Origin of the sequence: Paenibacillus lutimineralis (assembly GCF_003991425.1) — a bacterium.
GTDB lineage: Bacteria > Bacillota > Bacilli > Paenibacillales > Paenibacillaceae > Fontibacillus > Fontibacillus lutimineralis.
Genome location: NZ_CP034346.1, coordinates 2,988,569 through 3,000,985, shown reverse-complemented (window position 1 = coordinate 3,000,985; position 12,417 = coordinate 2,988,569). Strand labels below are relative to the sequence as shown.

Genomic DNA, 12,417 nt, shown 5'->3' with positions numbered 1-12,417 from the left:
ATACTTACCTGATCCTTCTCATATATTTAATGGACAAGTTGGATAGGTTGGGGTGAGAACAGTGAATATACCACCCATCATAAGGCAGGTTGGAATCCGTCTCGGTGCAATTACCTTGGTAAAAGCCATAGGACTAATAGGCAGGATTATATTGACTCGAATGGTGGGTTCTGAAGGTATAGGGTTGTTTCAGATGGCCTACTCGTATTATGGATTTGTATTCATGCTAATCACAGGTGGTGTACCTACCGCTCTGGCTTTATACACGGCAGAACAGAATGCCCTTGGTTGGGTTTGGTTCAAACGTCTGTCTGTCGTGTTTATTCTTGTGGGAGCATCGATATGCTTAATTTCGATTGGCTATTCGCAGCATATCTCAGCATGGCTAGGCAATCCTGATTTGTCCTTCTTCATACGCCCTCTATCTCTTGCCCTATTTGTGGTTCCTTTATTAAGCTTGCTTCGGGGGTACCTTCAAGGTCTGGAATGTTATACGGTAATAGCCGTATCAGAAATCATTGAACAGGCTGTACGGGTCGTACTTATGTTGTCCATTGCCTGGCTTCTAATGCCTCAGGGTATGGTGTTTGCAGCTGGAATAAGTCAAATCGGAACGGCGCTTGGTGGAATTGCTGCATTTGTCAGTTTGTTACTATTTACTCTTCATACGAAAAAAGAACATGTGGTGAGTTATTCTCCTCCTCCCCGATCACGTTCTAGAATTACAGATAGTATTTGGTTTATTAGATGCTCCTTCATGATTGCAATGACCCGATTGCTGGTTCCTTTCTCTGACATGCTTGACGCCATTATTATCCCATCGAGACTTCAAACAGCCGGTTATGACTCATCACAGGCAACTGCCATGTATGGTCTATTAACGGGCATGGCTATTTTAATAGTATATATGCCGACTATTGTGACTTCGGCGATATCGCATACGATTACGATGAAGCTAGTCATAGCCTGGAAAGAACGACATATTGGACAATTTAATGCAAGAAGTAGAGAAGCACTTGAAATTGTTTGGATTTGGGGCATCGCTTCCTGTATATTTTTATGGTTTTATAAGGACGAACTCTCACAGGTATTCTTCAAAACACCAGAAGCAGCAGAACTAATTCAATGGTTATTTATCATTCCTTTAGTTGTGGGTCTACGAGAAATTACAACTAGCATTCTCTGGTCGCAAGGCAACAATAAAATAAGCTTGATTGGAACAATAATTGGTATTTTCATCGCTGCATTGTGTCATTATTCGTTCATCCCTTTAAAAGGTCTGCATATCATCGGAGCGGTTATTGGAATTCTACTCATGGAATTCATCATAACTACGATTAATATAATGGGTTTAAAGAAAGTTGTCAGTGGGATGAATTTAGGTAGGTTACTGTTACATACATTGATCTTCCTGGTTGTCCTAGTCCCTACTGCTTCTGTAACCCGATCAATCAGCTCGTTGATCGATTGGGGAATTTATTCCACTCTGCCTGGTATGTTCCTGTATATTTTACTGGTTTGTACCTATATGTTAATAAGGTATCGCCAACAGCACACGTAATTTTTTTCGTAACACACAGAGGTCACGTTACGTGGCTATCGCTCCGTTAACAATAATTTACATCTTCGTTTTTTTGAATAAAAAAACGTACTCCCACAAAGATTTGTAGGAATACGTTTTTTTATTCTTTATACTAATTCAATTCGAACAATATCTCTAAAGAAAATTCTCCGTCTTACAAACACTCCTCTAACTCTCATACGAAGAATAAGAGAGAGGAGCCCAACAAAGACAATAACTCCTTCTAGACGCCTTCCTGACCTGAGCACTATAATTACACGCCGACGCCGGCCAACATGCCGTCTAGCAAAATGGCGGATCTCAATTAGAGTCAATATGATCACCTCCAATCATGAAGATGATCATATTATATGTGGATCAATTTATTCTGATTGTGTTCTTAACTTGGATAAGATTTGTTTTATGACATGAACAACTATTTCCTACTGTAGATATGCACTTTACCCCACAACTTTTAACCCAACAATCGATAAAATAATGCCTATCATGGTGATCATTCGCATCCAACTCTTGGACTCATGGAAGCAGATCATTCCCACGATGGCTGCCCCCACCGTTCCGACTCCTGTCCACACCGCATAAGCGGTTGCCAACGGGATGGTCTTCATGGCTTCAGCAAGCAATAGGAAGCTAGCCAGGAAACTAATCACCATGAGTAGATTATTCGTGAAATTGTTCCTTTCAGCTACCCGCTTGATTCCAATTACACCAATGACTTCAAGCAATCCAGCCGCTATGAGCAGTGGCCATGCCATTATCCCCTTCCCCCTCTGCTAGTCAACTTTAAGCTAATGATGCATGCGAGCAATAGAAGTATAAATGCAACTCTTAACATACTTACGCTACCACCCGAGTATATAATCTCAACAGCGGTGGCCCCCAACGTTCCGATTCCTGCGAATACGGCGTACACCGTTCCCACCGGAAGTATTTTGGCCGCGCTTATGATTAATTCGAAACTAAGTAGAAGAGAGATGAGTACGACTATACTAGGAACACTCTCATATTTAAATCCACTGGCCCATATAATTTCCAGCAATCCGCCCAAGATCACGTAACCCCACGCTCTGCTCTCACTCATCGTTTTAATTTTTTTGTTCATTTAACCGATTTTCCTCCTGTACATTTACAGCTAAATACCAATCTACAATACGATCGATGTAATCCATCACTTTGCGATCTAGCCCATACACCTTCTCTTCCATCCCTTCTTCAGGCCGGATTAGGGTCCAATACTTATCGATAAGCTTCTCGTCTTGATCGAACCATTCCATAGAAATCTCGAAAAATTGTTTTGCCAACCTCTGTGAAATTTCAGAAGAAGGCTCTTCGTCGATATGTTTCGCCGCCATCCGAATTAACTGAATCCATTGAGCGGTCTTGGGATCATTCGAGCTTAAATCCGGCAAACTTTTAATGATCTTTATCTCTCTATCTGTAAAATGTTCCGTAAGAAAGGCCTCTCTGATGTTTGGCGGAGTTTGAATTGCCTTTATAAACATGAGGATGTCATCCGGGTCTGCCTTGCCCTTCAACTCAAACGCATGATTAGCGGTAATCAACAGTTTCTCTAATACATCCAGTTTTCTTCTCTTCTCCTCAATGGCCTCCAGTTCAATTTTATAAAATGACTTGAGCGATCCCTCATCCGTATCCTCTCCAGATAATAGTAAATTTCTAATGCCTTTCAAGGTAAACCCAATCTCTTTTAATGCAGCAATATGCTGCAGCAGAATCAGCTCCTTATCTGAGTAATATCTATAGCCTGATTCATTCACTTCTGCTGGCTTTAAGAGGCCTATTTCATCATAATAGCGAAGCGTACTAATGGAGACATTGCTTCTTTTAGATACTTGCCCAATGCTATACAGATCCCTCACCCTCTCCTCATCTTATTCTAAACCCTCAAGTATGCTTGAGGGTCAAGATCTAATTTCAGTGAATGCATATTTTCTCCTATCTCAATAATAAAACGCTTGCATAATGAACAATCCAGAGTATAATACTTGTATACAAGTATACTGTTGATGGTGAGGTTGGTGTCATCAAAACTGATTAATTATTTCCGGCAATAAAGAAAGCGGTGCCATTTTGTACGAGAAAAATGACTACTGGTTTTCAATTCAGTAAGGCGCTCCTCCCTCCATCCGTGAGAAACTATGGAGCTGGCCTATGAAAATAGGATTTGGAATAATTTAAAGTCTGTAATGGAAAGCTTTATTTTAATATAGATGCAAATGTTAACTAAAGGAGTAGAACAACATCATGAGTAGCTACATGTTAGGTGTAGATATTGGCACCACAAGTACCAAAGCGGTATTGTTCACCGATCAAGGTGAAGTCATTCAAACAGAGAATATTGGTTACCCTCTGCATACACCGGACATGTCCACAGCGGAACAAGATCCGGAAGAGATTTTTCAGGCCGTATTACAGGGGACTTCGAACATAACGTTACACCATCCTGATAAGCAACCGGCATTTATTTCATTTAGCAGTGCTATGCATAGTGTTATTGCAATGGATGACAGCGATCTGCCGCTGACACCTTGTATTACCTGGGCGGATAATCGCAGTGAAGCATGGGCTCAGAAGATTAAAGAGGAATTGAACGGCCATGAAATCTATAGACGTACAGGCACTCCTATCCACCCCATGTCTCCGTTAAGTAAAATAACCTGGATCGTGAATGATCGGCCTGAGATCGCGGCTAAAGCGAAAAAATATATCGGAATCAAAGAATATATCTTCAAAAAATTATTTGACCGCTATGTTATCGATCACTCCCTTGCCTCGAGCATGGGTATGATGAATCTATTCACGTTAGATTGGGATGAAGGAGCATTAAATATTGCCGGTATTACGCGTGATCAATTGTCTGAACTCGTGCCGACCACCCAAGTCTTGAGCAATTGCAATCAAGCCCTAGCCCAAAGAATGGGTATTGATCCGCAGACTCCATTTGTCATTGGAGCCAGTGATGGTGTGCTGTCTAATCTAGGTGTAAATGCGATTGGAAAAGGAGAGATTGCCGTTACTATCGGGACAAGCGGAGCGATTCGAACCGTGATTGATAAGCCGCAAACCGATGAAAAAGAAAGAATATTCTGTTATGCCTTAACGGAAAAACATTGGGTCATTGGCGGACCTGTTAACAATGGAGGTATGGTTCTCCGTTGGATTCGTGATGAGCTTGCTTCTTCCGAGGTGGAGACGGCCAAAAGACTAGGAATTGATCCTTACGATGTATTAACCAAAATTGCTGAGCGTGTAAGACCCGGAGCAGACGGACTTATATTTCACCCCTATCTTGCCGGTGAACGTGCCCCACTATGGAATCCTAAAGTTCGCGGCTCATTCTTTGGTCTAGCCATGTCGCATAAAAAAGAGCATATGATTCGCGCTGCTTTGGAAGGGGTTATTTATAACTTATATACCGTGTTCTTAGCCTTAACCGAGTGCATGGATGGGCCGGTAACCCGAATTCAAGCAACTGGAGGCTTTGCAAGATCCGAGGTATGGCGGCAGATGATGTCCGATATTTTCGAATCCGAAGTCGTTGTACCTTTAAGCTACGAAAGTTCTTGCCTAGGGGCATGTATACTAGGTCTCTACGCTACAGGACAAATTGAATCTTTTGAGATTGTTAAGCAAATGATTGGCAGTACTTACAGACACACCCCAACAGAAGAAGCAGTAAAAGAATATAGACAGTTACTTCCGGTATTCATCAGCCTATCAAGAGTATTAACAGATGAATATACGCGAATTACCGATTATCAGAGAAGCTTAATCTAAGACAACTAATCTAAGCAGTTAGGGGATATTACGATGCCATTAGTCATTGTAGCAATTGGGATAGTCGCATTACTGATTTTAATTATGTTCTTTAAATTAAACACCTTCGTATCATTGATTATTGTGTCCTTCGGTGTTTCTTTAGCACTTGGCATCCCGCTAGACAAAATAGTAACAACGATTGAGTCGGGATTAGGTGGAACACTAGGCCACTTAGCACTCATTTTTGGACTTGGTGCGATGCTAGGGAAGCTGCTCTCCGATTCCGGTGGTGCCCAACGCATCGCTATGACCCTTGTGAACAAATTCGGTGAGAAAAATATTCAATGGGCTGTCGTGACCGCCTCGTTTATTATTGGTATTGCCTTATTTTTTGAAGTAGGTTTAGTATTATTAATTCCAATTATCTTTGCTATTTCAAGAGAATTGAAGGTTTCTATCCTGTATCTTGGTATTCCCATGGGCGCAGCTCTGTCTGTAACGCATGGATTTTTACCGCCGCATCCAGGACCAACAGCGATTGCCGGTGAACTTGGAGCGAACCTTGGCCATGTATTGCTATATGGATTAATTGTAGCTATTCCAACGGTTATTATTGCTGGTCCATTATTTACGAAGCTAGCTAAACGGCTGGTACCCGAAGCATTTACAAAAACGGGTGATATACGTTCCTTAGGCGAACAAAAAGTATTTAAACTTGAAGACACACCTGGGTTTGGAATTAGTGTCTTTACCGCTTTGCTGCCCGTTATTCTCATGTCTATCGGTACGTTGATTACTTTGCTGCAAAAAACGATAGGATTCAACGAAAATGCTCTAATCAAAGGCATCGGATTCATAGGTAACGCGGATGTATCCATGTTGATCTCCTTATTAGTCGCGATCTATACTATGGGATTGGCAAGGAAGATTCCTATTAAGAACGTCATGGAATCCTGCGCTACTGCGATCTCCAACATTGGGATGATGCTGTTGATCATTGGCGGAGGCGGAGCCTTCAAGCAAGTATTAATTGATGGAGGCGTTGGCGACTACGTAGCTGAGCTATTCCAAGGAACTTCATTGTCGCCAATTCTGCTTGCCTGGATCATTGCTGCCATTTTGCGTATTTCCTTGGGGTCTGCTACGGTCGCCGCCTTAACGACTACCGGTCTGGTCCTTCCTATGTTAGGACAAACTGACGTGAACCTGGCTCTAGTCGTCCTTGCAACCGGAGCCGGCAGTGTCATTGCCTCGCATGTGAATGATGCCGGCTTCTGGATGTTCAAGGAATACTTTGGCTTAAGCATGAAAGAGACTTTTGCGACCTGGACTTTACTTGAAACGATCATATCTGTAGCTGGCTTAGGAGTTATTCTATTGCTAAGCTTGGTCATCTAATGCAGTTATAATTTTCTTAACATATGCAGATAATCCAGCAAGTCAGCCTCCAAGGCATGTATACCAGGCTCTGATAGAGAATCTACGTTTTCTTGGAGACTTCTGAGCTCGATTGTACTCTCTAGGCCCGTTGGAATCGGCATCCGAATTGCCCATTCCAGGGCCTCTTCTTCTGTTTTTACATCGATCACTACAAATTCGGCAACAAGTTCTTGATCTACTGGAAAAGGGCCCGCTTGTATCTTCGGCTGCCCTCCATCCGGCGGATAACATATCCTGATTCCCCTGGAACTAGGGTTAAGCTCTTCGGCAGTCAGAAGCGCGCCGACTTTAACCAAAGACCTCTTATATACCTTCATGGCTTCCACATATTCCTGACTGTAATGGATCCCAGTCTCCGAGAATCCATTCGCTTTTACTATGAGCATAAATCGCATATTAGGGTTCTCCCTTCAACCTCATGATCGACATGATCCATAATTATTGATATGTACCCGATTCACAATCGGCTGCCCGCTGAAGCAGCAGCTCACGCTCACGGGTATTCCGCGTCATCGATGCAGCGCGTTCGAATTCTGACCGGGCTTCATCATACCTGCCCAGTTTTGCAAGCAAATCAGCTCGAACACTGGGGAGCAAGTGGTATCCCTTTAAGGAAGGCTCCTTGTTCAACTCGTCAACGATCTGCAATCCGAAGGCGGGTCCAAATGCCATCGATATCGCAACCGCCCGGTTCAACTCCACGATAGGCGAAGGCGATAATCTGGCAAGCGCTTCGTAAAGAGCCGCGATACGGATCCAATCCGTCTCAGCTGCGGAACGCGCCTCGGCATGACAAGCCGATATTGCTGCCTGTAGAGAGTAAGGGCCTAGCGGCCTTCCTAGCTTTCGGCTCCGCTCTAACGCCGTTATACCACGGCGAATTAGCAGCTGATCCCACTTTGCGCGATTTTGATCCATAAGCAGGATTGGTTCTCCCTTCGCGTTAATCCTTGTCTTCAGACGCGAAGCTTGAATCTCCATCAAGGCAACCAGACCATGAACTTCCTGTTCATTAGGTGCGATCTCAGCCAGAATCCGTCCCAGTCTAAGTGCTTCCTGACATAGCAGGGGCCGAGTCCAATGTTCCCCAGAAGTCGCGGAATACCCTTCATTGAACATCAAATAAATGACTTCAAGTACCGCAGCCATACGCTGATTCAATTCCTCCCCGGTAGGCACCTCAAAAGGGACCTTCTCGGCGCTAAGGGTTCTCTTCGCTCGAACAATCCGCTGAGCAACCGTAGACTCCGCTACAAGGAAAGAGCGGGCAATCTCATCCGTAGTCAGACCGCACAATAGACGAAGCGTTAGGGCTACCCGAGCATCCTGGGATAGTACCGGGTGACAAGTCATAAAGATCAGACGTAGGAGATCATCACTGATCTCCCCATCCAAAGCTTGATCTACATCATCCTCTGTATATAAAGGCGCCGTGCGACCAATCTCACCGTATTTCTGATCGCGCAGCTTGTTCCTGCGCATAAAATCAATGGCTCGGCGCTTCGCGGTCGTCATCAGCCATCCCCCAGGGTTGTCTGGAATGCCGGTCTCCGGCCAACGTTCTAGGGCGATTAGCAGCGCATCCTGAGCCAAATCCTCCGCGAGGGCCACATCCCTCACCATTCGTGTCAGCCCTGCAATAAGCTTCGCCGATTCCATCCGCCATATCGCATCAATGGTTCGATGTGTCTGAGCAGAACTCACGCTTTCTTCTGCTCCTCAACCTGCCTACGGAGCGTTGCTTCTTTGGCCAGTGTATCGGGATTATCCATCAATTCCTCGACTTCGAACACTTGCCTAAGCTCAATCTCCCCTTGTCCAGATCCATGTGGATCAGGCATGCGCAGCGCCCATTCGACCGCTTCTTCCCTCGATTTAACCTCGATTAACGTATATCCGGCGATTAGCTCCTTGGACTCCGTAAACGGACCGTCCACCAATTTCGGTTTGGCTCCAGGCTCCGGATAAGAAATCCGGATTGCGCTTGAGCTAGGCATTAGACCATCGGCTGCTAGCAGCACACCGGCCTTCACCAATTCTTCGTTATACTTCTGCATCGCATCAATCAGTTCTTGGCTAGGCATAACCCTTGCCTCCGAATCGGTTGTTGCTTTTACAATCATCATAAATCTCATAAGTCGATCTCTCCTTAGATTGATTCATTTATACCTGAAGAGCTTCCGTTCTCAATTTTGTGGCGGGAGCCGAGACCTAGCAGAAGCCATCGTATCACAGCTGAATTAGATTTCTTGATAATCATATTTATTTCCTCCCTGTGATTATGATTTAGTACTAAAGAACGCTTCGAGCTCGGATGAAACCTGCTTCGTATTGAGCTTTTTCGTATGACCGAGGCCTTTCTTACTCAGCAGCCTTGCATTCGGAAGTACATCCGCTAATGCGTGGGCAGCATGGCGTAGCGCCACCGGGCTTTCAGTTCCTTCAATGACAAGCGTTGGCATCTTAACGGTATCCCACAGCTTTTGAGGTAGAGGCTTGCCATTCATATATCCATCGGAAAGGGCCGCGTCGTAAGGCAGTGTATGAGCAAGCGATGTTAGATTGGACCACACGCCCGGCATGACCCGCATCATGCTAACTACAAATGAAGGCGCCCCCATTCCCTTGGTCATAAAATATTTAACCGTCTCGCTCCGGCGATTCGAGGACATAAGGGCGGACACTTGCTTGGCGAAGTCTTTCGGCGGTTTATGACCAGCATCATCAACGACAAAGGGGGGTTCATGAAGAGCAAGCTTCTGAATATTCGCCCCCCTCGCCGCGGCCTGCAGGGCTAGAATCGCCCCGGATGATAATCCCCACACAAGAGCCGAGCCCCCCGCTTCATCAATCATCGCTTGAAGATCTTCGATCTCACACTCAATCGAATAGGCTGATGCATCTCCACTATCGCCACGGCCGCGGCGATCATAATTGTAGACGGTGAAATGCTCTGACAACAGGTTGGCCATTTGCACCTGTCCGGGAAATTTGCGGTAGCTAAATGCTCCCGCTACAAATATTAGTGATGGTCCTTGACCAACTCGATCATAGGCAATGGATGTGCCATCTTTTGAAATAACTGAATACATCGTATATATCTCCTCTTCGTTTATATTTTTAATCTCTATTTCTCAGGCTCGTAAGTATAAATAACGACACCTGATTTCAATGTCTTGACATCGATGAGGCACATTGACGCTCTCTCATTACCCTCTCTGAACAATCGTTGTCCATAGCCCAAAATCACCGGGTGAACCCAGAGTCGATATTCATCGATGAGCTTATGCTTCATCAGAGTTTGGGCGAGATCGCCGCTGCCAACGACGAGCAAATCTCCGCTTAATTGCTGCTTGAGCTTCACTGCTTCTTCAGCCGCCTCACCGAGAATGATCGAAGTATTCCACTCTGCCTGACTTAAGCTTCTCGACATGACGAACTTCGCCATTTGGTTCATCCGATCGGCCAGCCCTCGCATGCCAGTCGCTGACGGCCATGAGGCCGCGAAACCCTCGTACGTTTTGCGTCCGAGCAAGAGCGCTTCCACCGCATGGGCCTGTTCAACAATCAGTTCCAAGTGTTCCTCGCCTACATATGGCATTTGCCAGCCTCCATATTCGTATTCATTCGGATCGCCTGGCGCCTGCATAACTCCATCCAATGAGACGAATTGCTGCATAATGATTTTTCCCATAACCTGATCTCCGTCCTTCCTTGTCATAAGGTTGATTTCTAGCGTCGCGTGTATTCGGATGTTCTTCATCCGTGCCTCGCCAAACTTCGCTGTTATCTAGACAACGAACGACGGTAGAGAGAATCGACATTGCATCAGAAAATTTTTCGGATTATTTTGTATATAAACTACACCACGTAAGAAAAGACAAACAAAGAAGCCCGCATAAGCCTTACCGGCTCAAATGCGAACTTTTGATGTAATCGTCTGAAATCCGTTAATTATTGTTCTTTTTCTGATTTAGATCCTCTATGTTCTTGTCTCCTTCTTCTTTTATATCTTCATAAACCTGTTTCCCGTTATTCGTAACCTCTTTATATAATTCTGCTCCTTTATCGCGGGCATATTGCCAGAGGAAATTTTTGCGATTTGTACTCATCATATAGATTTCGTGGCGTGGGAACGACTTGCCGTATTTCGTCTCCAAATACTTCAGTGCAGCTTGAAGATGATCATATTCCTGTACAGCATATTTTTGCATTACTTCCCGGGTCACATTGAGCTCCCCCTGTTTTTTCTCCTTTTGAGTATTGGCATCTCCTTCCCCTTCTTCTTTCCACCTGACCCATTCGCCTCGTAATTTCTCATAGGCTTTATCTAGAATCTTCTTGAGTGACTCATCGTCATCAGCAGAAGTAAACTCTCCACCACCGGAGACAGCAACCTGTCGCAGCAGCTTCTGTCCTTCATGATCCACATCAAAGCCAATGATATTGACAACTGTCTTCACCTTGGACTGATTGAGTTCTTTGGCTACTTTCACCGGATCACCGCCACAGGTTTCAATGCCGTCACTGACTACGTAGACCACGGAATCGGTTGTCTCCGGATCGATGTCCTCTTTTACCAAATCTAACGCATTTGCGATAGGTGTCCATCCAGCTGGGTTGACACTTTCGAGCACCGTTTTGATCTGATCTGCCTGGTCACCCCGACCTTGAAAGATCTCTTCCGTACTTTTACAGGAGAGCTCCTTATCTTTTTGGCTTCCTGATCCTTTATGGCCATATACTCTCACAGATACCTCTGCATTTTCAGGTAATTTCTCGGAAAAGCTCTGAATCGCCTCTTTGGCTGAATCCATCTTGGATATTCCTTTAATCTTCGACCCCATACTGCCGCTGGCATCAAGTAAGATCGAAATGTGCAATTTCTTGCTTGGAGGTAATGTAATCCCGCCGTCAGGCCGTTCATTATCTACCTTAATTCCGGTATCAAAGTTGTTAAAGGTTGTGACGTAAGTACGATAGTCTTCAGCCAATAAGAGGAGTAACTCTTCCATATATTCATCGGCCGTCATATCATTCGATAATTGATCAAGAGCCTCTTCAACCGTTTTCGCATCATAATTAGGATCGGCAAAGCGACCTGGGGGTCCCATTAATATTTCTTCGTCTGTTAAGGGAGGTGTTTGAGCGTTATCTATAACGCTGTTATTTTCGGATTGGGCTTCGCTTGGATCTGAGTGTGAATCAGAGGAAATCTTGTACGAGCAGACTAGATTTGCCTGGTTCCATTCGTACTGGAGCTTTAATTCATTACCGTTATAATCGGGTGTCATGATGAATGGATCCGCTTGGGGCTCATGCAACATAACCCGAATATCGTTACCCTCCATCTCATATTCACCAATCCAAATCTTCGTCGTATCTCCCGTTGTTTCATGCACAGATACCGGGTCACGCTTAGAAACGGGATTATCTAGAAATTTCAATTCGGAGAAGCAACCTAAGGATGGGGAATCGTCGACAAGCTCCCAGCTCCCTGCTAAGCTGAGGTCTGTAGCTTGCGATTGTTGGGCCCCATTACAACTCACCAGTAAGAAAATAGACAATAATGCCAACATCGTACCTATTACCGAATATCTCATCGATGACCTCCA

At 44.7% G+C, this 12,417-nt stretch carries 12 protein-coding genes; 3 read left to right on the top strand and 9 right to left on the bottom strand.

Annotated features, from left to right (window positions below):
* The first annotated feature begins 52 nt into the window (after window positions 1-52).
* A complete protein-coding gene (locus tag EI981_RS12835; protein WP_126998701.1) occupies window positions 53-1,561 on the top strand; it encodes an oligosaccharide flippase family protein in 1,509 nt (502 codons plus the stop codon).
* A 461-nt stretch (window positions 1,562-2,022) separates the two neighbouring features.
* Here EI981_RS12835 and EI981_RS12830 read toward each other — a convergent pair whose 3' ends face one another.
* From EI981_RS12830 to EI981_RS12820, 3 genes are read right to left on the bottom strand one after another with little or no spacing between them, the layout of a single operon-like run.
* Window positions 2,023-2,337, bottom strand: coding sequence for a DMT family transporter (locus EI981_RS12830; protein WP_126998699.1), 315 nt, complete (start codon window positions 2,335-2,337; stop codon window positions 2,023-2,025).
* Window positions 2,337-2,684: a DMT family transporter gene (locus tag EI981_RS12825; RefSeq protein ID WP_126998697.1), complete on the bottom strand. Its 348-nt coding sequence runs from the start codon at window positions 2,682-2,684 to the stop codon at window positions 2,337-2,339. The genes EI981_RS12830 and EI981_RS12825 overlap by 1 nt, the downstream gene beginning before the upstream one ends.
* Entirely contained in the window at window positions 2,668-3,462 is a 795-nt protein-coding gene (locus EI981_RS12820; protein ID WP_227011826.1) for a MerR family transcriptional regulator, read from the bottom strand. Before EI981_RS12820 ends, EI981_RS12825 begins: the two co-directional genes overlap by 17 nt.
* A 385-nt stretch (window positions 3,463-3,847) precedes the next feature.
* On the opposite strand from EI981_RS12820, the gene gntK reads away from it, so the two are divergent.
* A complete protein-coding gene (gntK, locus tag EI981_RS12815; RefSeq protein WP_126998695.1) occupies window positions 3,848-5,380 on the top strand; it encodes a gluconokinase in 1,533 nt (510 codons plus the stop codon).
* Window positions 5,381-5,413: 33 nt separating this feature from the next.
* Window positions 5,414-6,760, top strand: coding sequence for a GntP family permease (locus EI981_RS12810; protein WP_126998693.1), 1,347 nt, complete (start codon window positions 5,414-5,416; stop codon window positions 6,758-6,760).
* Between the two features lie 5 nt (window positions 6,761-6,765).
* On the opposite strand, the gene EI981_RS12805 is transcribed toward EI981_RS12810, so the two are convergent.
* The 6 genes from EI981_RS12805 to EI981_RS12780 form a co-directional block, all read right to left on the bottom strand.
* Window positions 6,766-7,197, bottom strand: coding sequence for a YciI family protein (locus EI981_RS12805; RefSeq protein WP_126998691.1), 432 nt, complete (start codon window positions 7,195-7,197; stop codon window positions 6,766-6,768).
* Window positions 7,198-7,240: 43 nt separating this feature from the next.
* Entirely contained in the window at window positions 7,241-8,506 is a 1,266-nt protein-coding gene (locus tag EI981_RS12800; protein ID WP_126998689.1) for an RNA polymerase sigma factor, read from the bottom strand.
* The gene (locus EI981_RS12795) at window positions 8,503-8,937 is read right to left on the bottom strand and encodes a YciI family protein (protein WP_126998687.1); all 435 of its coding nucleotides are present in this window, start codon (window positions 8,935-8,937) and stop codon (window positions 8,503-8,505) included. Before EI981_RS12795 ends, EI981_RS12800 begins: the two co-directional genes overlap by 4 nt.
* A 144-nt stretch (window positions 8,938-9,081) precedes the next feature.
* Window positions 9,082-9,894 carry an alpha/beta fold hydrolase gene (locus EI981_RS12790; RefSeq protein ID WP_126998685.1) on the bottom strand — a complete coding sequence of 271 codons (813 nt, stop codon included), beginning with the start codon at window positions 9,892-9,894 and terminating at the stop codon, window positions 9,082-9,084.
* A gap of 35 nt (window positions 9,895-9,929) precedes the next feature.
* A complete protein-coding gene (locus tag EI981_RS12785) occupies window positions 9,930-10,496 on the bottom strand; it encodes a dihydrofolate reductase family protein (protein ID WP_126998683.1) in 567 nt (188 codons plus the stop codon).
* 256 nt (window positions 10,497-10,752) lie between these two features.
* Window positions 10,753-12,405, bottom strand: a complete 1,653-nt coding sequence (locus tag EI981_RS12780) for a VWA domain-containing protein (RefSeq protein ID WP_227011825.1) — start codon at window positions 12,403-12,405, stop codon at window positions 10,753-10,755.
* Window positions 12,406-12,417: the final 12 nt, after the last annotated feature.